Genomic DNA, 23098 nt, shown 5'->3' with positions numbered 1-23098 from the left:
GCTGCCGGCCCCCGCGTCTTGACGGCGTGGGGGCCGAGCGTCAGATCACTTCAGCCCGTACGCACGGTGGACCGTCTGCTCCACCGTGTTGCCCTCCGCGTCCGTGGCCTGGGCCCTGATGCCCACAGCTCCTGTCGTCTGGGCCAGCGAGGGAGACGTGATGGTCGCCCGCCCGGAGGCCGAGACGCGGACCGGGGTCCAGTGGGCGCCGTCGTCGAAGGTGACCCAGAGCTTGAGCCGGGTGACCCTCGCGTCCGGCCGGTCGTAGGAGCTGTGGTAGCCGGTCACGGTGATGGGGTGCGCGGTGCCGGCCCTGACCCGGTTGTCCAGGTCGAGGGGCACGTCGTAGCGGAGGTTGAGCCGCCTGACCGGCTCGCACGGCACGATCTTGTTCAGGGCGAACCAAGCGACGCAGAGGCCCTGGTTCGTGCCGGTCAGGCCGCCGGAAGGCCGCTTTGAGCGGAACGTCCACGCGGTCTCGACGTCCTTCGCGTACTGCTGCAGCGGATGAGGGCTGTGGAAGGTGTCGGTCAGCCGGTAGACGCTCTCGGATTCCGGCAACGTGAAGGTCGGCATGGTCACCGCGAAGATGCCGATCACGACCTTGGCCTCGGCCAGCGGGACCTCCTGACCGTCCCGCTGGAGGCGCAGCTCGTCCCGGCCGCCGTGCTTGTCACGCTGGTAGTTCGCGTTGTACGTGAACGCCTCCTGATGGTTCGGCGCCGGCCCCATGACCGGCAGCGTGGCCAGGAACAGGTCCTCGGCCCGGCACGGGAAGCACTGCACGGCGCCGACGGCGTACGCCGCCTTGGAGACGACGACGTTGCCGGGCACGCGCGGATGGCTGCCCCATGCCTCCGTCCGGGAGCCGGAAGACGGGAAGACGTCCACGGCGGTCGCCGACATGGCGCGGCGGGAGTAGAAGTCGGTGCCCTCGTCGTACGTCAGGTCTGTCGTACGGGTCCAGATGACGTCGGGCGCGACCGGGCCGACGTACTCGGTCATGGTCGTCCGCGCGGCCCGCTCGTGATCCATCGAGTACGTGCCCGCGTACCAGCCGGAAGCGGTGCGGATCGAGACCGATGTGGTCAGCTTGACCTGCCCGGGACGGTCGGCGTGGAAGCGGTCCTCGATCCGCTGCAGGTCCCGCGTCTTGACCGTATAGCCGAGGTCGGCGGGGACCCGGCCGCGCTCGGGCAGCAGGAGCGAATACTGGTACGGCGTGGTCGCGTGGCCCTCGGCCGTGACGGTCACCGTCCTGCGCTGGGCCAGGTCGGCCAGCGCCCGGCCCTGTTCGGCGGGCACGCTCATGGTCGGGATGGGATACGTCGGCCAGCCCCGCGACGGGTCGAGGAAGGCCCGGTTGACGGCCCCGTACCCGAGGACCGCCGCGGCGCCGGCCTGCGCGGCGGCCGTCACCCGGTCCAGGGCGTTGCCCGAGCAGGTCGTGGCCGGGCACAGGTCCCGCAGGTCGAGCAGCACGAGCTTGCCGCGCACATCAAGACCGGTGAAGTCGCCGCCCTGGCCCGCGTGGACCACGGTGAGCCTGCTGCGGCCGTCGAGCTTGCGGGTGCGCGGCTCGACGTCGGCGTAGCGGGGATCAAGCTCGGGGCCGCCGGGGGCCTTCATGGTGATGGCCGGCGCGCCGAGCTGGAACCGGCCGTTGAGGGTGAAGGTGCCCTGCGTGACCTCGCGCGTGGGCAGCATCAGATAGTCGTCCAGGCCGTAGGCCGGATACACGGATTGCACGTCCGCGTAGGTCCGGCCGTTGGCGGCGGTGCGGCGGTAGGCGTAGTGCGAGGCGTACACCTCGCTCGGGCGCGGCGTGCGCACGGACACCTTGCGGGCCTTGCGCAGGTCGAGCGTGACCTCGGTGTCCTTGGTGATCTCGATTTGCGGGTCGGCCGGCAGCGACTGGACCCACTCGCCGTCCGCGCCGCGCCAGGCCACGGCGGTGATCACGCTGTAGGTGCCGGGATAGACGGCGGCCTCGGTCTCGGCGCCGGACGGGGGATGGGAAACGTATTCGAGGTCGTCCCGGTCGTCCGTCCTCAGCAGCATCCATGGGATGGCCGTGGGGCTGGTGGCCCCGTCCGGCAGCACCAGCCGGGCGCGCACGGTGACCCGCTTCGGCTCCACGAACGCCCCGACCGCCGTGCTCACCTGGATGTCGCCGGACGCGGCGCGCACATAGCCCTCGTACCAGGTGTCGGGGCCGGAGGGGTCGAACGTGACCGTGACCGGCGCGCTGCCGTGCGCGGGGACCGTGACGGTGTCCTTGTCCAGGGAGAGCGTGCGGTCCGGCAGGTCACCGCCGCGGTGCGCGGTGATGCCGGTGGACAGGGTGAGGGTCACCGGCTGGTCGCCGTCGTTGGTGTAGGTCAGCGTCTTGGTGACCGGGCCGTTCTGGGGCGCGGCCAGGAAGCCGAAGTCGAGGCTCGACTCCGCGCGTACCTGCTGCTTGACGGCCCGGGCCACGTCGAGGCGGCCCGCGCCCTGCTCGTACGCCCCCGCGCCCGTGTCCTGCGCGGTGCTGGTCAGCGCCGCCTTGAGCTGGGCGTTGGTCCAGTCCGGGTGCTGCCCGGCCAGCAGTGCGGCGGCGCCCGCGACGTGCGGGGTGGCCATCGACGTTCCCGACGCGCTCGTGTGGGTGTCGTCCGCCGGCGTGCCCATGGAGGTGCCCTGCGCGCGGGCGGCGGTGATGTCCACGCCCGGGGCGGCGATGTCCGGCTTGAGGCTGTAGTCGCCGGCCGTGGGTCCCCTGCTGGAGAAGGCCGCCGTCTTGTCCCCGCCGTCCACCGCGCCGACCGTCAGCGCCGCCGCCGACGTGCCGGGCGAGCCGATGGTACGGCTGGCGCCGTCGTTCCCGGCGGCCACCACGAACAGGGCGCCCGATTCGCCGGACAGCTTGTTCAGGGCCTGGTCGATCGGGTTGTCCGGGCCGGGACAGCAGCCACCGAGGCTCATGTTGATCACCCGGGCCTGCTGGGCGACCGCCCACTGCATGCCGGAGATGACGTCGGACTCGTAGCCGCTGCCGTAGTCGTTGAGCACCTTCGCCACCAGGAGCGAGGCCTTCGGAGCCACGCCGGTGTAGCGGTCACCGTCTCCGGCGATGGTGGAGGCGACGTGCGTGCCGTGCCCGTGCCCGTCCTGCGCGCTGTCCTCCGTGCTGAAGTCGGCCGTCGCCGCGATCCGGCCCGCCACGTCGGGGTGCGCGGCGTCGATGCCGGTGTCGAGCACGGCCACCTTGACGCCCTCGCCCGTCAGCCCGCTGGCCCACGCCTGCGGAGCTCCGATCTGCTTGACGCTCTCGTCGAGCACGGCCCGCACCTTGCGGTCGAGCCAGATCTTCGTCTTGCCGGCCCTGGCCACGTCCAGAGACGGCAGGAATCCGGCGGCCGCCTTCTTGTCCACCTTCACGGCCAGGCCGTCGATGCTGGGCAGGCCGCGGGCGGCGGCGATGCGCCGCCCGGAGGCGTGCTGGACGATCAGCGGCAGGGTCGGGGTCTCCGCGTCGGTGTATCCGTTGGCGGCCATGTAGGCGACGTCGAACAGGCCCCGGTCCAGGCGGCCGGCCGATAACAGGCCCATCACGTCGGTGGGATAGACGTAGTAGGAGTCGCGATCGCGTACGGACATGAAGAACACCGGCGCTCCGCCCGGCCGCGCGGCCGGCTCGACCTCGACCTGGGGGCTTCCGTCCGGCGCGGTGCCGTACGTCACCACGTCTCCGGTGATCAGCGTGATCTTCCTGGGGTCCGCCGGCTCCACGCCGGGGACCGATGGGGGCGGGGGCGGGGTCGGGGCGGCCATCGCCGTGGATAGGAGCACGCTCAACGCGGCAAGCGAGCGGCGGATCATGGTTCTCCTCGCTGAAGATCGAATCCACGGGAACCATGACAGATCGCAGTAAAGACGCGAAAGACGGAGTCATGTCCTCTTTCCGCCATGGACGGAAAGAGGACATGCTGTGATCGTGCTGGAGATCATCGGATTGTCGTCCGCGGAGGTGGCGCTCTACGAAGCGCTGGTCGAGCGCCCGGCGGCCGTGCTCGGCGAACCGGGACACGAAGCCGCCGCGGCCCGTCTGGAGGAGCTCGGACTGATCACCCGGCTGCCCGGGGATCCGCCACGCTACATGGCGGTCTCGCCGGAGCTGGGGCTGGACGTGCTGATCCAGGAGCGCACCCGCGAACTCACCGCGGCCCGGCATCGCATCGCCCAGCTCGCGGCCCGCTTCCCGCCGTCCGCCCCCGGCTCGGCGGAGCTGGTCGAGGTGGTGCTGGGCAGGGACGCCGTCAGCCGGTGCTTCGAGCGGCTGCAGCGGGGCGCGCGGCGGCAGGTCCGCGTCTTCGACGCGCCCCCGTACTCGGGCGGCGGCAACGCCACCGAGTTCGAGCTGCTGGCGCGCGGCGTTGAATACCGCGCGCTGTACGACCGGCGCGCCATGGAGGCCCCCGGCACCCTCGCCGCCCTCACCCGCTACGTCGCGGCCGGGGAGCAGGCCAGGGTCGGCGACGTCCCGGTCAAGCTGGCCCTGAGCGACCTCCCCATGGCGATGATGCCGTTGCGGCACGACGCGCACGTCGTCGAATCCGCGCTGGTGGTGCACGACTCGACGCTGCTCGACGCGCTGTCGGCGCTGTTCGAGATGTCCTGGGAACGCGCGGTGCCGCTGCACGTCAGGCACGGCCGTCTGGCCGAGGCGACCGGCGCCGCGGCGGCGCAGCGCGATCTGCTGCCGCTGCTCGCCGCCGGGCTGACCGACGTGGCCATCGCCGCGCACCTCGGCTGGAGCGATCGCACCGTACGCCGCCACGTCCGCGCCATGATGATCCGCCTGGACGCGCAGACCCGGTTCCAGGCCGGCTACCAGGCGGTCGTCCGCGGCTGGCTGGCCGAGCCGTGACCGGGCTCGGCGCGCTCGGGCTCGGCCCGGACGAGGAGGCCCTGTACGAGCTGCTGCTGGACCACTCCCCGGCCACCCCCGATCAGCTCGCCGCGGCCTGGCCCCGACCGGCTCTCGGTGCGCTGCTCGCGTCGCTGGAGGCCAAAGGGCTCCTCACCACATCCGCCGGGCCCCGCTATGCCGCAGTCGCCCCGGAGATCGCGCTCGACGTCCTGCTGCTCGCCGCCGAGCGAGAGCTGCTCGCGGCCCGTGAACGGGCCCGTGAGCTCGAAGAGGCCTTCCAGCGGCAAGCGCGTGAGCGCACGCCGCCGGCCGTCGTCGAGGTCGTCACCGGGCGGCGGGCGGTCGAGCAGCGGCACGCCCAGATCCAGCGCGCCGCCCGGCGGCAGCTCCGCGGCCTGTCGAAGCCGCCGTACTTCGACCGCCTGGGCAGCGTCACCGCCCAGCGGGAGCTGCTCGACGGCGGCGTCTCCAGCCGCATGATCTACGAGCGGGACTTCGTGGCGGGCGCCGGCGCGCTGCGGCTGATCGAGGAGATGGCCGAGGCCGGACAGCAGGCGCGAGTGCTGCCCAGCCTGCCGATGAAGCTGTACGTCGTGGACGACCGGCTCGCCCTGCTCCTGCTCAGCCACGAGCCCGCCGACGCCGTCGCGGCGCTCGTCATCCACCCGTCGGGGCTGCTGGAGGCGCTGATCAGGCTCTTCGACGGCCTGTGGCAGCGGGCCCTGCCGCTGGCCCCGCCGGCTCGCGACCAGCCCCGAGACGACGCGCGGCTGATCGCGCTGCTGCTGTCCGGGCTGACCGACGAGGCCATCGCCCGCCAGCTCGGCGTCGGCCGGCGCACCGCCGAGCGGCGCATCGCCGAGCTGATGGCGCGGCTCGGCGCGCGTACCCGCTTCCAGGCAGGAGTGCTGGCCGCGCTCACATCAGCTCGCCGGGAGTGATGGGCAGGTCGCGTGAAAGGAGGTGCACGCTGATCTGCGAGCCGATCTCCCGGAAACCGAGCGCCCGGGCAACGCGCCGCGAGGCCGCCGGGCGAGCCCGCCATTGCGGCAGCAGCCCATTCGTCAGGGCGTCGGCGACCGCCGCCGACGCCACCCGGCGGGCCAGGCCGCGATCGCGATGCTCGGGAGCGGTCAAGACGGATAGGTGCGCCGCCGTGCTCAGCCACGACCGATATCCGGCCGCGGCGATCACCTCCTGGCCCTCGCGGATGACGAAGGCCGCCGAGGTGATCTCCTCCAGGCCGGTCTCCTCCGCGTCCTCCTTCGGCACCGAGGCCATCAGCGCGCGGACGTCATCGACGGGCACGCTCTCGACGCCGCTGCCGTCGTGCGCGGCGACGAAGTCCCCGGCCTCCAGGTAGGCCAGGCCGGCCGGGCCCAGGACGTCCTGGGCCCGCAGCAGGGGCGGCAGCAGGCCGAGATCGAGGTCGGCCTGCCGGACCTGGTGGAGCAGCACGTCCCGCACCGGCTCGACCAGATCGGCGCCGGGCACGGTGGCCAGGATCGCCCCGTCCAGCGCGATGATCCCCGACCAGCCCGGCGGGCACAGCCACGTCTCCGGCGAGACCACGACCGCCACACCGCCCCGCCGGGGAAACGTGACAGGGACGCGAGCCAGGCTCGCCCATAATTCCCGCGCCCGATCCAGGGCACTCCACGACATGCGTCGATGATTCCACGCCTGCCCATGGCTTCGTACTACCTCAGGCACCCTTCCCGTCCCGCGCCTGTCGTCTGCGGGCGCACGCCTCCTGCCCGACGGGAGCAGCATCCCGGCCCACCGCGAGGCGTACGCGCGCGGCGTGAATCAGACCCTTTCCGCGGTACGCGCCGAGCCGCCGGTCGCGTAGGCCACGGTCCGGTCGGGGCCGAGCCGCGCCCCCGTGCGGAACGCCGCGGCGAACGCCGACCTTCCCAGCGCGCGGCGGGCCTGCCGGGCGCAGTGCCGGTGGGAGGCCGCATGATAGCACAGCCGCTCCGGCGCGGCGCCCGTCGTCTGCCACAACACGTTCGCCGCACCCAGCAGCGCGGCGGCCCTCATGTGATCCTCGCGGCCGCCCGCGGCCCACGCCAGCACCTCCAGGCACTGGGTGAGGCACCAGTAGTCGCCGATCTCGCCGGCGAACTTCGTGGCCGCCGTCACCAGCGTCTCGGCCCGGTCGCATTCGCCCAGGTTCCACAGCGCGAGACCGAGCGACAGCTGGGCGTACGCGCGGGAGATCAGGGCGTGATGGGCCTCCGCCAGGGCCAGGAGCTCCTCACCGAACTCGGCCGCTCTGCCGGGATCCTCGACCGAGCCGTACGCGGCCCCGAAGTAGAGGCTGAACAGGACGCCCTCCATGTCGCCCACGGCGCGGTGGAGGGCCAGAGACTCCTGCAACAGCTCGAAACCCAGCCGGGTGTCGCCGGTTGAGAACGCGGCGACGCCCGACGTGCGGATGACGTACGGCAGGACGCGGCTGTCTGCGATCCGGCGGGCGATGGCGCCGCTCTCCTCCAGCCTCGGCAGCGCCGCCGCGACGTCGCCCTGGCGCAGGGCGAGCATGCTGTCCACCCACAGGGCGGTCGCCCGGACGCGGTTTTCCTCCGGCACCCGCTCCAGGCCGCGGTCCAGCCAGTACCGGCCCTCGTTGAGCGAGCCGGCGAAGAGCCAGTAGGCCCACATCGCCGCCGCGGTGCCCAGCCCCATGGGAGCCAGCGGCGGCTCGCTCAGGCACGATTCGACGGCGACGCGGACGTTGGGGAGCTCCCTGCGCAGCAGCCGATACCGCTCCACCTGGTCAGGGACGAGCCGGTCGGGCCGGTGCCGCTCCACGAGATCCCGGTAGTGATGGACGTAGCGGTGGCGCAGCAGCCGCCGGTCGGCCGGCGTCAGCTGCTCCCAGCCGTACGCGCGCAGGCACTCCAGCATGCGATAGCGAAGCTCGGCCTCGCGCCGCTCGCTGATCAGGACGGACTTGTCGACCAGCCCGCTCAGCAGGTCGAGCACATCGAGACAGTCGATGCCCTCGCCGGAGCAGACCACCTCGGCGGTGTCGAGATCGACCCCGCCGGGGAACATCGACAACCGGGCCCACAGCCGCTGCTCCTCGGCCGAACACAGCCGGAAGCTCCAGTCCATGGTGGCGCGCAGTGTCCGGTGGCGCGGCAAGGCGGCGTTCGTGCCCGCCGCCAGCACGTCGAACCGCTCGTCCAGCTCGCGCGCCAGCTGTTCGAGCGGCACGGTACGCAGCCGCGCCGCGGCCAGCTCGATCGCCAGCGGGATGCCCTCCAGGCGCCTGGCCAGCCGCGCCACGCAGGCCGCGTTGTCCGGCCTCAGCGAGAAACCGGGCAGGATGCGCGAGGTGCGCTCCACGAACAGGCGCACCGAATCGTGGCGGGCGATCTCCCGGAGCGTGCGGTCGGAGTCCGGCACGGACAGCGACGGCACCGTCAGCACCTGCTCGCCGTACACGCCCAGCGTCTGCCTGCTGGTCGTCATGATCCGCAGCCGGGGAGCGGCGCGCAGCAGCCGGTCCACGAAGCCGGCGCAGAAATCCTGCAGATGCTCGCAGTTGTCCAGGACCAGCAGCATCCGCTTGCCCGACAGATGGTCCACCAGCACGTCCATCGGATCGGGGCCCGGGCTGCGCAGTCTCAGCGCCTCGGCGACCGCCGCCGTCAGCAGGTCTCCGGTCTCCAGCGTGGCCAGCTCGATGATCTCCACCCCGTCCGGGTAGGAGCCCCGGACGCACTCCGCCACCCGCAGCGCCAGCCGGGTCTTGCCGACGCCGCCCGGGCCGGTCAAGGTCAGCAGCCGGGCTTTGGACAGCGCCTTTTTGGCCGCGGAGAGCTCCACCCTGCGCCCGACAAAGGATGATGTGTCCGTCAAGAGACCGGCGCTCGGCATCATGAGGAACTCCCGGGAAGATGATCTTCCTGTGCCGCCACCCACGCGGCGATCTGGGCCCGCGAATTGAACCCGAGTTTGCACAGGATGTGCTCGACATGCCCTTCGGCGGTCCGCTGCGCGATCACCAGCGTGGCCGCGATCTCCTTGTTGCTCATGCCCTTGGCGACGAGCCGAGCGATCTCCCTTTCCCGCTTGGTCAGCGGCGACGGCTCGCTCGACGGCTTCTCCGCCGGCGTGCCCTCGCCTATGGCGTACGCGATCGCCTCGGCGACCGCGAGCACGGTGCCCTTGTGGAAGGCGACGTCGAACCTCTTGCTGCCGAGGCGTTCCCGCGCCACCATCTCGGCGGCGTCGTGGTAGCCGGACAGGTAGCCGAAGAGCGGCCCGCCGAACGACCGCCAGCTCTCCTGCGACGCGCCGAACAGCACGACGGCCCGCTCGGCGTCCTCGCTCGCGGCCATCCACGCCAGCGCCTCGATGCACAGGGAGATGCCCAGCCGGTCGTTGAAGGGCTGCTTGAGCCGGATCGCCTCGCGCTCCATCTCGACCGCCCGCGCCGTGTCGCCGTGCTTCCACGTCTCGATCCCGTACAGCCACAGCGTGTACGACCTGAACCAGTTCTCCTGGCGGCCCTCGCAGATGGTCAGGCACTCCTCGAACTGCGCGAGAGCCCGATCGGTATCGCCGCTGAGCGAGTTGGCGGTGGCCAGGTACATCAGTGAGTTCACCACGCCCATCTCATCGTCCACCTGGCGGTTGCCGTCGAGCGCCGCGCCGAGGAGGTCCACCGCGGCGGTGGGGTCCCGCTGGATCAGCGCCGCCAGCCCGGCGACGTAGTCGACCCCGGCCAGCAGTGCCGCGTCGTCGAAGCGCCGCTCGAGGTCCCGGACCTCCTCCAGCATCGGCGCCATCACCGTGAAGTCGCTCTGCAGGACCGCCAGCCGCGCGTTGACCAAGAGGGCCCTGGCGCGGGCCGGAGTCGGTGTGGGGTCGGCGGCGAGCAGGCGGTCGAGCCAGCCGCGGCCCTCGCGCAGCGAGCCGGCCGCGATCCAGTAGAAGCGCAACGCCGTGGCGATCGCCAGACCGGGCCCCGTTTCGCCGGGCGTGGCGAGGCAGAACTCCAGGGCGGTGCGGAGATTGCCGTGGTCGGCGCGCAGGCGGGTGAACCAGCCCACCTGGCCGGGGCCGTACCAGCCGTGCTGCGCCCGGGTCGCGAGGTCCTGGCACCAGTCGCGATGCCGGGCCTTCAACGCTGCCTCGTCGCCTGATTCCTGCAGCCGGTCGCGGCCGTACTGGCGGATCGTCTCCAGCAACCGGTAGCGCACCGCCGTCCCCTGCTCCTCGCGGGTCAGGACGGATTTGTCCACCAGCCCGTTCACCAGGTCCATGATCTCGTCGGGCTCGATGCCTTCCCCCGCGCACACCTGCTCGGCCGCCTCCAGGTCCAGGCCGCCGGAGAACACGGCGAGCCGGTGCCACAGCAGCCGTTCCTGATCGGTGCACAGGGTGTAGCTCCAGTCGATCAGCGCCCGCAACGTCTGCTGTCGGGGCAGGGCGGTCCGCACACCCATCGTGAGCAGCCGGAACCGATCGTCCAGCCGGTCCAGCAGCTGCTGGACCGACAGTGCCCGCAGCCGGACCGCCGCCAGCTCGATGGCGAGCGGGATGCCGTCCAGCCACCGGCAGATCGCCGCCACGCTGTCCCGGTTGGCGTCGGTGACCTCGAAGGCAGGCAGCACGGCCTGCGCCCGTTCGGTGAACAGCCGCACCGCGTCCGATTGCCTCAAGGCCTCGGTGGAGGGCCGTGATCCGTTGATCTCCGGCACCGCCATCGTCGGCACGGGCATCGTGCGCTCGCCCACGACGCCGAGCGCCTGCCGGCTGGTCGCCAGGATGTGCAGGCCGGACGAGGAGCGCATCAGCGTCTCCACCACGGCGGCGGACTCCTCCAGCAGGTGCTCGCAGTTGTCGAGGATCACAAGCAGGTGCTTGTCGCGCAGGTGGTCCACGAGCACGTCGATCGGCGCGCGTACGGAACGGTCCTGGACCTCCAGGGTTTCGGTCACCGCCTGGACGAGCAGTTCCGGGCTTTCCAGCGCCGCGAGCTCGACCAGCCACACGCCGTCGGGGAAGGTGCGCCGCACGTCGAACGCCACCCGCAGGGCCAGCCGGGACTTGCCGACTCCGCCCACGCCGACCAGGGTCACCAGCCTGGCTTCCGAAAGAAGCCGCTTGACCTCGGCTATCTCGTGCCGGCGGCCGACGAAACTGTTGAGTTCCGCAGGCAGCCGGCTACCGCTCGAAACATTCGGTGCGGCAACGGCCATGCTCGCTCCAACGGCTCAGGCGCTCGGGTCACCCTCCCACCAGTGCCCCTGTCGCCATATTCCAGGTTATGTCTGGACCGTTTTTTGCAGCACCCGCAGCACCGCGGCGGTTCCCCCCGCCCCGCTCGCCGGATCCTCATCGGCCAAGCGCATGTCCCCTTCGATGCAAAATCCCGCAAAGAATGGACCGCCGGCGGCGTCGCCCGGCTGTTCCGGGCCGCCGGGTCAAAGGGTTGTCCTAGGGATCCTTGCCAAGGCTTGACCTCATGACGAGCGCTCCGGCTCGTCGCCGCGTACGGCCTTGTAGACCCCGTACAGGAACTCCAGCCCGCCCAGCACCATCATCACCACGCCGGCCTTCGACGGGGTGAAGATGAAGATCTCCTCGTCGAGCCCGAACAGCCACAGCGCCAGCCCGGCCACGAAGACGACCAGGCCGGTGAGAAGCGTCTTCCGGGCGGATGTCATGCGAGCCTCTTTCGATCATGAGTGATTCGTACGGCGGCCACGCTAGTGAAGGGCGGCCTCCGGAGGCTTCCTGCGGTCTGAGGAGATCGGCGTACATCTTTCGGATGACGGCGCCGGATGACGCGGGCGCGTGCCGAGCCCCCGGATCAGGCGGGGGCGGTGGGGCGGGAGTGGGAGGGCCGCAAGGCGAGCCACGTCGTCGGATGCTGCCGGATCTGGTCGATCGACGTCAGGGCGGCGCCGATGACGGCGGCGTCCGGGCCCAGCAGGGCGGGCCGGATGGTGATGGGCGCCCAGGTGGCGGTGAGGACCCGCCGCTGCACCTCCGCCCGGGCGTTCGCGGTGAGCCACGAGGCCAGCAGCGAGAAGCTGCCGCCCAGCAGGACGGTGTCGATGTCGAGGATGTTGAGCATGTCGGACAGGGCGATGCCCAGCGCGGTGCCGGCGCTGTCGAGGGCGGCCAGCGTGGCGGGTCTGCCCGCCTCCGCCCAGCCGGTGATCGCGGCATCGGGGGTGGTGCCGGCCGGCACGGGCTCGTCGCTGAGGATGGCCGGCAGGCTCGCGTAGGTCTGCAGGCAGCCGCGCGACCCGCACGGGCACGGCTCGCCCTCGGGATGGACCGTGACGTGCCCCAGCTCGCCGCTCCAGCCGCGGGCGCCGCGCATGAGCTGCCCGTCCAGGACGATGCCCGCGCCGATGCCGAGCCCGCCGGAGACGTACACGAAGCTGCTGAGCGTGTTGTCGCTGGCGTAGAGCTCGCCGAGCGCGGCGAGGTTGGCCTCGTTGTCGACGGTGATCGGCAGGTCGAGATGCCGGGTGGCGCCGCGCAGCAGCGCCCCCGCGTCGACGTTGCGCCAGCCGAGCGCGGGCGCGGACTGCACGATCCCGGCGTGGACCGGGCCGGGGACGGCGAGGGTCGCGGTGACGACGGTGAGGTCCTCGGCGGTGATGGCGTCGATCGCGGCATCGGCCATGTGGGCCAGGCCGGCCAGGACGTCGGGGGCGTCGCGGCCGGCCGACGGCGCGAAGGCCAGGTGGCGCACGGTGCCGGTGAGGTCCACGATGCAGGCCGCCAGGCCGTCCGCGCGGATGTCGAGACCCAGGCCCGCGGGCCCCTTCTCGGACAGGGTCAGGCCGACGCGGGGACGCCCCGCGCGCCCGTTGTGCGCGGGACCGCCTTCGGTGATGAGCTGGCCGGCCAGCAGCTCCTCGGCGATGCGCGTGATGGTGGGGCGCGTCAGGCCGGTGCTCGTGGCCAGCTCGGTGCGGGAGATGGGGCCGCCGGCCGCGACGATGTGCCGGAAGACCAGTTCGAGGTTGAGGGTGCGCAGGTTCTCCTGCCGGACGGGGCGTTCGGGTTGCCGGGGCCGGCTGGGCCGGACCTGCGCGCTCATAGCGCCGACCGGGCTGCGCCGGCGAGGTCGGCGGCCGTCGCGGGGGAGACGGCGCCGTCGGCCACCACGGCCACGACGTGCCGGTCGATGGTCTCGCCCGGCGCCAGCACCAGTGGCTCGTCCCAGGTCAGCGACGAGCAGACGCCGAGGTAGTCGCGGGCGCGGACGAACCATCTGTCCCGCGCCGTGACCTCGTCCGCGGGCGCGAAGATCATCGTCCAGGAACCGCCGGTGACGGCGATCCAGGGGGAGGACTGGCCGTGCACCCGGTGGACGTCCGTGCCGGCGGGACTGAGGACCCGGGCGGCGTCGTCGATGGCGGGGCCGCGCCAGAAGATGCCGCCGTAGCCGGCGCCGACCCGGCCCAGCGCGGCCGGGCTGCGGAGGGACAGAGGCCGGTCCATGGCGTTGGTGAGCTGGGTGCGGATGCTCAGCGACCACGCGGTCTCGCTCACCACGCGGCAGGTGATCGAGCGTTGCTCCCACAGCAGCGTCGTGTCGTGGGGGCCGGCCCAGCGCAGGGTGTGGGCCAGCTCGGTGCTGGTGCGGCGCAGCCACCGCTGGTGGCACTGCGTGCCGTGGTTGTCGAGCCAGGCGGGGCCGTGGCCGGCCACGAAGGTGCGCCCGCCCCAGAAGTTGCTCCCGTCGACGTCGGGGGCGGCGACGCTGATCCCGAACTGGTGGGGATGCGAGTCCGGCGCGGCGTCGGTCACGGTGACGCCGCCCAGCGTGCGTACCGGATGCAGGTAGGGGCGCGGTGAGGCGGACAAGGGCAGGTCGGGCTCCCAAACGTAGTGAACGACGTCGCGCCCGCGCAGGCGCAGCGCGGCGACGCCGCGTGGCCGGTCGGCGAGCATCGGGGGGACGCCGGGAGCATGCATGATCGTATCGCCGCCTCTCGTCGCAATGAGGCTGAGGGAATCTTCCTGCTGAGCGTACGACACTTCCCGGCTTCCCCAGTTCCGCGATCCGCGGGCCTGTGATCCCTATTTGAGACCTGTCGTGGCGATGCCCTTGACCAGGTATTTCTGCCCGGCGATGAAGAAGCCGATGACCGGGGCGAGCGACAGGAACGACATGGCGAACATCTGCCCCCACTGCGACTGACCCTCGGAGTCGATGAACTGCCGCAGCGCCAGGGGCACCGTGTACAACTCGGAGTCGGTCAGGTAGATCAGCGGACCGAAGAACTCGTTCCACACCGAGATGAACGTGAAGATCGCCGTGGTCGCGAACGCCGGCATGCACAGCGGCATGATCACCTTCCAGAAGGTGCGGAACGGCCCGCAGCCGTCGATCCTGGCGGCGTCGTCGAGCTCCTTGGGCAGGGCGCGCATGAACTGCACCATCAGGAAGATGTAGAACGCGTTCGTGGCCAGGAAGTTCGGCACCAGCAACGGGTAATAGGTGTTGAGCCAGCCGAGCTTGGCGAACACGATGTACTGCGGCACCAGCAGCACGTGCCCGGGCAGCATCATGGTGCCGAGCATCAGCGTGAAGAACAGCTTGCGGCCGGTGAACTTCAGTCGGGCGAAGCCGTAGGCCGCCAGCGAGCAGGACACCAGGTTCCCGATGATGCTCAACACGACGATCACGAACGAGTTGGCCAGATAGACGGAGAACGGCTGCTCCAAGGCGGTCCAGCCGTCGGCGTAGTTGCTCAGGTCCCATTCGGCCGGCCACAGCGACAGGTCGGTGAAGATCAGCCCATCGGGTTTGACCGAGCTGGAGATCATCCACAGCAGCGGGTACATCATGACCGCGCCGGCCAGGCACAAGACCATGTGCTTGACGTACCGGGACCGGCGGGTCCGTCCCACGCGCTCGATGAAACTTTCCTCTTCAGTCATTGTCATAGAAGACCCAATACTTCGCGGCCAGGAAGTTGATCGCGGTGAACGCCGCGATGATCACCAGCAACATCCACGCCATGGCCGACGCGTAGCCCATGTTGAACTGCGAGAAGCCCTGCTGGTAGAGGTACAGGTTGTAGAAGAGCGTGGAGTTGGCGGGCCCGCCGCTGCCTCCGCTCATGATGAATCCCTGAGTGAAGGTCTGGAAGGACGAGATCAGGGACTGGATCAGGTTGAAGAAGATGATCGGGCTCAGCAGGGGCAGAGTGATCGACCGGAACTGCCTCCACCGGCCGGCCCCGTCGATGGCGGCGGCCTCGTAGTACATGCCGGGAATCTGCCGCAACCCGGCCAGGAAGATCACCATCGGTGAGCCGAACGTCCAGATGTGCAGCACGATCAGCGTGGTGAGGGCGTAGTCCGGGTCGGACGTCCAGCCGGGCCCGTCGATGCCGAACCAGGCGAGGAAGCCGTTGACGACGCCGTCGAGGCCGAAGATGTAGCGCCACAGCAGCACGATCGCGACGCTGCCGCCGAGCAGGGACGGCAGGTAGAAGATCGCCCGATAGACGGGCAGGCCCCGTACGCCGCGGTTGAGCAGCATCGCCACGCCGAGCGCCGCTACCAGCGACAGCGGCACGGACACGAACGTGTAGATGAAGGTGACCTTCAGCGACTGGTGCAGCACCGGGTCGCCGAGCATCTCCGTGAAGTTGTCCAGGCCGATCCACTTGGGCGCGTTGAGCAGGTTGTAGTCGGTGAAGGCCAGGTAGAGCGAGGCGAAGAACGGGATGACGGTGAACAGCATCCCGATGAACCACGGCAGCAGGAACACGTACCCGGCCCGGTCCTGCGGCGGCTTCGTCCGCCGCCGGCCCGCCCCGGCGTCCGCGGCCGTGACCGCGGGCTCTGCGGTTGGCCGGTCCAGCACTCTCTCGCGCATCACCCGCTGAGCGCCTTCCTGCCCTCTTCGATGACCTTCTTGGCGCCTTCCTGGGGAGTCATCCGCTTGAACTCCACCTCGGTGGAGATCGACTGCAGAGCGGTCTGGATCGCGCTGGAGCCGGGCGGATAGGCGTAGGAGCGCGGCAGCGTCTCCTTCTGCAGCCCGACGAGGAAGTCGGTGGCCAGCTGGTCGTCCTTGGAGAGCGAGGGCTTGATCTCCTCGGCGATCTTCCCGTTGGCCGGGACGCCGCGGGTCGTGCCCATGGCCTTGGAGGCCTCGGGGTCGTTGATGAGGAACTGCAGCAGCTTCAGCGCCTCGGCGGGGTGCTTGGACTGGGCGGCGACCGACCACAGCGCCGGGGTGTCGATCGACTGGCCGCGCCGCTTGGAGGTGGTCTCACCCGGCAGGCGCAGGAGCACCAGGTTGCCGCCCGCGGCGGTGTTGTAGGCCGCCAGGTTGTTGGTGGGGATGATCTGCGCGGCGATCGATCCCTTCGCCAGGTAGGACTGGTCCGCCGAGGACCCGGTGTTGGGGTCGATGAAACCGGCCGGTGGTACGGCGCCGGTGGCGCGCATCTTCTCGAACATGTCGAACCAGGCGGTGAGCGTGGCCTCGCTCGCACCCAGCTGACCGTCGGCGGTGTAGAAGTCCTCGCCGTTCTGGCGGACGAACGCGATGACGTTGGCCAGGGTGTAGGTGCTGAAGTGGGTGCCGTACACCTTCTTGCCGCTGGCCTCGGTGATCTTCTTGGCGAACGCGGACAGATCCTCCCAGCTCCAGGTGGCGCCGTCCGGGATCGCCACACCGTACTTGTCGGTCAGCGTCTTGTTGACCACGAAGCCGATGGTGTTCAGGCCGGAGGGGATGCCGTAGATCTTGTCACCGACGGTCGCGAGACTGATGGCGCTCTCGCTCAGCCCTGAGGTGTCCACCGCGCCGGCGTGGTCCTTGAGGTTGAGCAGGGCTCCGCGGTCGGCGTACTCCCGCAGGCTGTCCATGCGCATCATCATGAGGTCCGGCGGGTTTCCGGCAGCGAAGCGCGTGGCCAGCTTGTCCTTGTACGGCCCGCTGTCCTGGTACTCGGTCTTCACCGTGATGCCGGGATTCTTCTTCTTGAAGATGTCCAGCGCGGCCTGGGTCAGCTTGGCCCGGTTGGCGTCGCCCCACCAGACCATGTTCAGCTGTACGCCTCCGCCCCCGGATGCGTCGCCGCCGCCGCCGAATCCACGGCCACACGCGGCCAGGCCGGCGCTGAGGCCGGATAGCCCGGCCAGCTTCACCAGGTTCCGGCGGCTCAACGCCATCCGGGTCGCTCGTGCGGGTCGATCGGTCATCTGGGCGCGGTCCCTTCGCGAGATCGCCGGGCGGGCCGGCGAGGGTGGGGGGTTCGGGATACGGGGAGTTCGACTGCGAGTGCTCGGCGGGGAGTCCTCGACGCGTATGACCGCCGGCGGACCGGAGCCGGGACACCGCGTCACACGGCGGCCACGCGCGCCGCCCAACGGACGTGACCTGCGGTGGCAGGCGGTGCGTCCGATGTCGAAGGTCACGTTACGACGGCATTTCCAGTTACGTCAACCGGTGAAACAAATACGGGCGCCAGCCATTGACTCGCCTTCAGCGCCTACTTACAGTGAGGGCGCAACCCCCCGATCAGGCGAGGGCGGCGCCGGGATTCGCGCCCTCACGGCCTGCGGGGCAGGGCGTGAGGCTCACGCCGTCACTTTCCAGGGCCCACTGACCCCGTTTCGCATGCCTGGCTCCAGCCAACCTCACGGATCCGCCTTGCCCGCCCCCCAGGAAAGGAAGAAATCCTCGTGAGATCGTCAGCGTCCAGCCCCCGCCGCGCCGCCGCCGTGCTGGCCCTGCCGTTGTTCGCGGCCCTCACCGTCACCGCCCCCGCCGGCGCCGACGCCGGTCCGCGGCAGGCGCTGCAGCAGCTGTCGCCCCCCGGAACGGGGCCGCGGATCTGGCCGGACACCCCCGACGGCTTCGCCGCCCTGCCCGGCCTCGGCCGCGGGCCCACGACCGGCGGCGCCGGCGGCAAGACCGTCACGGTCACCACGCAGGCCGAGCTCAACAAGTACGTGACCGCCGCCGAACCGTACATCATCCGGGTGGCGGGCAGGATCGACATCACCCCGAAGGGCACGGAGCTGCGGGTCGCGTCGAACAAGACCATCATCGGCGCGGGCACCAGCGGCCATATCGTCGGCGGCGGCTTCTTCCTGCGCGCGGGCGTGCACAACGTGATCATCCGCAACCTGACCATCCGCGACACGCTCATGCCCGACGACGACCCCGGCGACGACGCCTACGACTACGACGCCATCCAGCTCGACACGGCCGACTACATCTGGATCGACCACAACCGGCTGTCCAGCATGAACGACGGCCTCATCGACAGCCGCAAGGACACCACCAACCTCACCGTGTCCTGGAACCATCTGCTCAACAACAACAAGACCTTCGGGATCGGCTGGACGAGCAACGTCACGTCCCAGATCACGATCCACCACAACTGGTTCCAGAACACCAAGTCGCGCAACCCGAGCGCGGACAACATCGCCAACCTGCACATGTACAACAACCACCTGCAGAACATCACCGGGTACGGCAACTTCGTGCGCGGCCTGACGAAGGCGGTCATCGAGAACAGCTACTACGACACCGTGCGCGACCCGTACTACGTCGAGGCGGGCGAGCTGGTGCAGCGCGGCAACATCGTGGTCAACAGCACGTGGGGCAACGGGAAGGTCAAGGAGAAGGGCAGCGCGTTCGACCCCAAGAGCTTCTACTCCTACACCCTCGACCCGGCGGCCGACGTGCCGGCCCTGCTCCGGGCCTACACGGGGCCGCAGGGCAACATCGGCGCCTGAACATGGGGCCGCTCCCGGGGGAACCCACCCCGGGAGCGGCCGGGCCGTCAGGCGTGCGCTCTGAAGCGGCTGCCCCCGTGCGAGCCGCTCAGCCGTATTCGAGAAGACCGCCGTCTTCGCGGCCGCACGCCCCATAAGTCCCGGTCACGTCACGCGTCATTATGTTGCTCGCGTTTCATCGCCCGCCAGCCTTTGCGCCCTGGTGAAAAGGCGGCCGCTCGCGTGTTTCGCGGGGGGCCGCCAGCAGGGCGCTTCCCAGGGACGTGAGCGTGTGCACCACCGCGCCGCCCCGCCGCTCGGTCTCGATCAGCCCGGCGTCGCGGAGCACCTGGGTGTGCCGGCTGACCGACGGGAGCGACGTCGCGGCGCGCCGGGCGAGCTCGGTCGTGGTCGCGCCATCGCCGATGGCGGCGAGCACCGTCGCCCGGGTGGCGCCCAGCAAAACCGCGAGGGAATGGTGCGCGGTGGCCGGCCAATGTGAGCGAGGACCGATCGGATACGCCAAAGTGGGCGGCAACTCCGGGTCGACCAGGGCGACCGGAGTATGCCTGCAGAAAAACGAGGGCACCAACAACAGGCCGCGGCCCTGGAGGTGCATATCGCGGTCGACGGGATAACGCACTTCGAGGACGGGCGCGCGCCACCGCATGAGCGGCGCCAGCCCGTTCAGAAGGCCCTCGGGACCGCCTTCGCGCATGTCGCGCGCCCGGCCGGCCCGCTCGGCCTCGATTCTCGCCTGGATGAGGTCGGAGTAGGGCTCGATCGCCGTCGCGTGGTACGTCCGCAACGCCGCGGCCAACCTCGTCAACGTCGCGGTTTCGCCGTCGGCCAGCCGCCGTCCCCACGGCGGCACCGGCGACCATTCGGCCAGCATCCCCATTTCGCGGCGCAGCCGTTTGCGCGGCGTGCTCAGGATCGCCTCCACGCCGGCGTCGAACCCCTGGAGCCCTTCCGCGGGAGTGATGAAGTCGGGAAAGTACGGGCCGGACGGGCTGAGCGCGGCCAGCACCTGCTCTCCGGTCCGCAGCCGGGCGCGCCTGGACCGCAGCTGATCCGACCACGAACGCATGAACACCGGCGGGTCGGACTCGGTGAGCCGGAGCCGGCTGAACACCATTTCCCAGAAGGGATTGGCGGCGGGAGCGATGCGCGTCCTGAGCAGATCCTCGCGCGTGAAGTGAATCCTGAGCACTCAGATCCAGCCCGCCTCGGTGGCGATGCGGATGGCGTCGACCCGGTTCCTGGCGTTCAGCTTCGTGACGATCTTCGTGAGGTAGTTGCGCACCGTCCCCACCGACACGTGCATGGCGGCCGCGATCTCCGGCGGCTCGGCGCCGCCCGCGGCCAGCCGTAACACCTGGATCTCCCGCCCCGACAGCGGCATCTCCCCGACGTCCCACGCGGTCAGCGCGAGCTGCGGGTCCACGATGCGCCGCCCCGCGGCCACCTCGCGGACCGCCTGGGCCAGCCGGTCGGCGGGCTGGTCCTTGAGGAGGAAGCCGGACACCGACACCGACAGCGCCCGGCGCAGCGTGCCGGGACGGCCCAGACCGGTGAGGATCAGCGTGCGGCAGGTCGGCAGCTTCGCGTGCAGCTCCTCGGCAGCGGACAGGCCGTCGAGCACCGGCAGGTCGACGTCGATGATCGCGACGTCGGGGCGCGTCTCCAGCGCGACCGGAACGATCTTGTCGCCGCTGTCGACCTGGGCCACCACGGTCAGGTCATGCTCCAGATCGAGCAGCGCGGCAAGCGCGCCGCGCACCATGTGCACGTCCTCGGCGAGGAGGATCCTCAGCGACAGCAATGTCCCTTCCCTCTATCCACGCGGAACGAGGGTCCCCGCCATCGTGCGACCGGGTGTGGCGTCGTCCGCCGTAGTGCCCTCGCCGCCATCGGGTCAGGCCCCGGGGCCGACCGAATGCTGTCCCGAATGGTACTCATCCCCGGGCAAGAGGCAATGCCGCCGGACCCTTACTGCTGGTCACCGCGGCTGTCAGCCCGCGTGAGCAGGGTCTCTGCGGATGCGACCGCCACGAGACGGAACGTCCCCTCACCGGCCCCGGCCCCGGCCGCCAGCCGCCCGCCGATGGCCCGCAGGCGCGCCGCCAGATCGCCCAGGCCGGTGCCGCCCTCCAGCACGGGGAGCCGGCTCGGCGGGGCGCCGTCGTTGGAGACGCTCAGCCGCACCTCGTGCCCGGCCGCCTCCGCCGCGATCCGGCACTCGGTGCCGTCGCTGTGGCGCAGCACGTTCGTGACGGCCTCGCGCAGCACCATCGCGAGCACCGCGTCCAGCTCATCGGGGATCGCGTCCACCGGAACGTCCACATGGACGTCGATCCCGGCGGCCGTCAGCGTGGACACGGCCGAGTCGACCTCCGCGGCCAGGGACATGTGCCGGTAGCCGCTGGCCACCGCGCGCACGCCCGCGACCGCCCGGCGGGCGATGTCCAGCACGTCCGCGATCTCGGCTTTGGCCCGCCCCGCGAACCGGGGGAGCAGGCGGACGGCCAGCTCGCTCTTGACAGTCATCGCCGACAGGTCGTGTCCGAGCAACTCGTGCAGGTCGCGGGCGACCCGCAGGCGCTCGCGCGTCACCGCCATCCTGGCCAGCTCGCCGCGGGCCTGGTCCACCTGCTTCACCAGGCCGGACAGGGAGCTGATGCCGTACACCACGAGCCCGGTCAGCAGCGTGGAGATCGTCAGATAGGCGCTCCACTCCACCGGTTGCCCATCGGCCAGGGACAGCAGGAGCACGCCCAGGCCGACCGCCGCGTACAGGGCCCACCGCCGCCGCCCGGCCAGCGCGAGCAGCAACGATCCGGCCAGGAAGCCGCCTATCGACCCCCACGGCGTGCCGATCCACAACAGCGGCAGCACCGTGACCGCCCCCTGCAACGCCAGCGTCCCGCCCCGGGCCCACACCGGCCACGACCGCGGGTCCCGCAGCGACAGCACGATCTGCGCGCCGACCAGTATCGCGACGCACCCGGCGAAGCCGGCCAGCTCCAGCACGGGCTGCTCCAGCGCGAGCACGTTCACCACGAGCAGCAGGCCGTAGCCGGTCAGCACCACGACGGTGATGAGCCGGGCCACCCGCAGGTGCCACGGCTGGGCGGCCACCTCGCCCGGCGGAGCGGCCTCCTCCGGGGGGCGCTCGGCCGTCCCGCCCGCCAGCGGGGCCTCCGCCGTCAGCCGGAACCAGCCATCCTCGATCCGGATCGCCAGCGTGCCGCCGATGGCCGCCAGCCGCACGCCGAGATTGCCCAGTCCTGAGCCGTTTCCGCACGGGGTCGCGCTGGGCGGCGGCTCCACCCCGTCGTTGCCCACGCACAGCCGCACGCGGCCCTTGTCCACCGCCGCCTCGATCTCGCAGCGCTGCGCCTTGCTGTGCCGCAGCACGTTGGTGACGGCTTCACGCAGCACCACCGCGAGCACGGTCTCCAGCCCCTCGGGCAGGTTCTCCGCGGAGCAGCGGACCCGTACCCGCATCTCGGCGGCCACCAGCATGGACTCGGCCGAGGCCAGCTCGGCGGCCAGCGACATGGGCCGGTAGCCGCCCGCCACCACGCGCACGTCCGCCAGTGACCGGCGGGCCACCGCCAGCACGTCCTGCAGCTCCTGGCGGGACCGCTCGGCGGCGCCGGGCAGCAGCCGGTAGGCCAGCTCGCTCTTCACCGTCATCGCCGACAGGTCGTGCCCCAGCAGGTCGTGCAGGTCGCGGGCGACCCGCAGGCGCTCCTGCACCACGGCCATCCTGGCCAGCTCGCCGCGCGCCGCGTGCACCATGTCCACCAGCGTCGCCAGCGAGCTGACGCCGTACACCATCAGCCCGGTCAGCAGCGTGAAGTACACGGCGTAGAGCAACCCCACCGCGGCGACCTGGCTCCACAGCGCGAGCAGCACCCCGCCGCCGACGGCCGCGTAGAGCCCCCATCGGAGCGGACCCGCCACGGCCAGCAGCATGGACCCGGCCAGGAAGCCCGCGATGGTCCCGGCCTGCGGGCCGACCCAGAGGAAGGGCGTGAACGTCACCACGGCCTGGGCCGACAGGGTCAGGGCCCGCGTCCGCACCGTCCACGCCAGGGTGTCGCCCGTCGAGTGCGCGAGCTGCAGCAGGAACACGACGGCCAGGCACAGGCCGAAGCCCGCCAGCCCCAGCCCGCGCAGGCCGCCCACCCAGACGAAGACCGAGACGTTGACCACGTAGCCGAACAGCACCGCGGCGGTCACAGCGCGCGCCATTCTCAGCGCGCCGAGTCCACCTGCCCGGGCTTCCCCGTGAGATCTGGGGACCAGCCGCGCCAGCCAGCGGTGCGGAAAACCGGCGTCTCCAGCCATCGACTTCTCCTCCGAAGTCCGACGGTGCCCCTCGTCGCCAGCCGGGGTCCGCACGCAATGTATAACAGGCGAAACACCGGCGGT

At 71.0% G+C, this 23098-nt stretch carries 16 protein-coding genes; 3 read left to right on the top strand and 13 right to left on the bottom strand.

Annotation, left to right across the window (positions count from 1 at the left end):
* Positions 1–45 precede the first annotated feature (45 nt).
* Positions 46–3864 (bottom strand): S8 family peptidase, encoded by a 3819-nt coding sequence (locus ACTMTI_RS23100; RefSeq protein WP_441122556.1) that lies wholly within the window; start codon positions 3862–3864, stop codon positions 46–48.
* Between the two features lie 115 nt (positions 3865–3979).
* On the opposite strand from ACTMTI_RS23100, the gene ACTMTI_RS23095 reads away from it, so the two are divergent.
* Together ACTMTI_RS23095 and ACTMTI_RS23090 are read left to right on the top strand one after the other, a co-directional pair.
* Entirely contained in the window at positions 3980–4912 is a 933-nt protein-coding gene (locus ACTMTI_RS23095; RefSeq protein ID WP_441122555.1) for a LuxR C-terminal-related transcriptional regulator, read from the top strand.
* Positions 4909–5856 carry a helix-turn-helix transcriptional regulator gene (locus ACTMTI_RS23090; RefSeq protein WP_441122554.1) on the top strand — a complete coding sequence of 316 codons (948 nt, stop codon included), beginning with the start codon at positions 4909–4911 and terminating at the stop codon, positions 5854–5856. The genes ACTMTI_RS23095 and ACTMTI_RS23090 overlap by 4 nt, the downstream gene beginning before the upstream one ends.
* Here the strand turns inward: ACTMTI_RS23090 and ACTMTI_RS23085 are convergent.
* The 9 genes from ACTMTI_RS23085 to ACTMTI_RS23045 form a co-directional block, all read right to left on the bottom strand.
* Positions 5834–6496 (bottom strand): GNAT family N-acetyltransferase, encoded by a 663-nt coding sequence (locus ACTMTI_RS23085; protein WP_441122553.1) that lies wholly within the window; start codon positions 6494–6496, stop codon positions 5834–5836. The two genes, ACTMTI_RS23090 and ACTMTI_RS23085, sit on opposite strands and share 23 nt — an antisense overlap.
* A gap of 228 nt (positions 6497–6724) precedes the next feature.
* Positions 6725–8788, bottom strand: a complete 2064-nt coding sequence (locus tag ACTMTI_RS23080) for an ATP-binding protein (protein WP_441122552.1) — start codon at positions 8786–8788, stop codon at positions 6725–6727.
* 17 nt (positions 8789–8805) lie between these two features.
* Positions 8806–11136 carry an ATP-binding protein gene (locus ACTMTI_RS23075; protein WP_441122551.1) on the bottom strand — a complete coding sequence of 777 codons (2331 nt, stop codon included), beginning with the start codon at positions 11134–11136 and terminating at the stop codon, positions 8806–8808.
* A gap of 264 nt (positions 11137–11400) precedes the next feature.
* Positions 11401–11604 carry a DUF5708 family protein gene (locus tag ACTMTI_RS23070; RefSeq protein WP_441122550.1) on the bottom strand — a complete coding sequence of 68 codons (204 nt, stop codon included), beginning with the start codon at positions 11602–11604 and terminating at the stop codon, positions 11401–11403.
* A 146-nt stretch (positions 11605–11750) separates the two neighbouring features.
* Positions 11751–12998, bottom strand: coding sequence for an ROK family protein (locus tag ACTMTI_RS23065; protein ID WP_441122549.1), 1248 nt, complete (start codon positions 12996–12998; stop codon positions 11751–11753).
* Positions 12995–13879 carry a PmoA family protein gene (locus ACTMTI_RS23060; protein ID WP_441122548.1) on the bottom strand — a complete coding sequence of 295 codons (885 nt, stop codon included), beginning with the start codon at positions 13877–13879 and terminating at the stop codon, positions 12995–12997. Before ACTMTI_RS23060 ends, ACTMTI_RS23065 begins: the two co-directional genes overlap by 4 nt.
* A 105-nt stretch (positions 13880–13984) precedes the next feature.
* Entirely contained in the window at positions 13985–14848 is an 864-nt protein-coding gene (locus tag ACTMTI_RS23055; protein WP_441122547.1) for a carbohydrate ABC transporter permease, read from the bottom strand.
* Complete coding sequence (locus ACTMTI_RS23050) at positions 14841–15794, bottom strand: carbohydrate ABC transporter permease (protein WP_441122819.1); 954 nt, start codon at positions 15792–15794, stop codon at positions 14841–14843. Before ACTMTI_RS23050 ends, ACTMTI_RS23055 begins: the two co-directional genes overlap by 8 nt.
* Positions 15794–17131 (bottom strand): ABC transporter substrate-binding protein, encoded by a 1338-nt coding sequence (locus ACTMTI_RS23045; RefSeq protein WP_441122546.1) that lies wholly within the window; start codon positions 17129–17131, stop codon positions 15794–15796. Before ACTMTI_RS23045 ends, ACTMTI_RS23050 begins: the two co-directional genes overlap by 1 nt.
* A gap of 483 nt (positions 17132–17614) precedes the next feature.
* Between ACTMTI_RS23045 and ACTMTI_RS23040 the strand changes: the two genes are divergently transcribed.
* Positions 17615–18676 carry a pectate lyase family protein gene (locus tag ACTMTI_RS23040; protein ID WP_441122545.1) on the top strand — a complete coding sequence of 354 codons (1062 nt, stop codon included), beginning with the start codon at positions 17615–17617 and terminating at the stop codon, positions 18674–18676.
* A 175-nt stretch (positions 18677–18851) separates the two neighbouring features.
* Here the strand turns inward: ACTMTI_RS23040 and ACTMTI_RS23035 are convergent, their stop codons facing one another.
* From ACTMTI_RS23035 to ACTMTI_RS23025, 3 genes are all read right to left on the bottom strand, one after another.
* Positions 18852–19868, bottom strand: a complete 1017-nt coding sequence (locus ACTMTI_RS23035; protein ID WP_441122544.1) for an ArsR/SmtB family transcription factor — start codon at positions 19866–19868, stop codon at positions 18852–18854.
* Positions 19869–20480: a response regulator transcription factor gene (locus tag ACTMTI_RS23030; RefSeq protein ID WP_441122543.1), complete on the bottom strand. Its 612-nt coding sequence runs from the start codon at positions 20478–20480 to the stop codon at positions 19869–19871.
* Positions 20481–20647: 167 nt separating this feature from the next.
* Positions 20648–23014: a sensor histidine kinase gene (locus ACTMTI_RS23025; RefSeq protein ID WP_441122542.1), complete on the bottom strand. Its 2367-nt coding sequence runs from the start codon at positions 23012–23014 to the stop codon at positions 20648–20650.
* Positions 23015–23098: the final 84 nt, after the last annotated feature.

This window comes from Nonomuraea sp. H19 (assembly GCF_052068215.1).
Classification (GTDB): Bacteria; Actinomycetota; Actinomycetes; order Streptosporangiales; family Streptosporangiaceae; genus Nonomuraea.
This window is presented reverse-complemented; position numbering and strand designations above follow the sequence as displayed.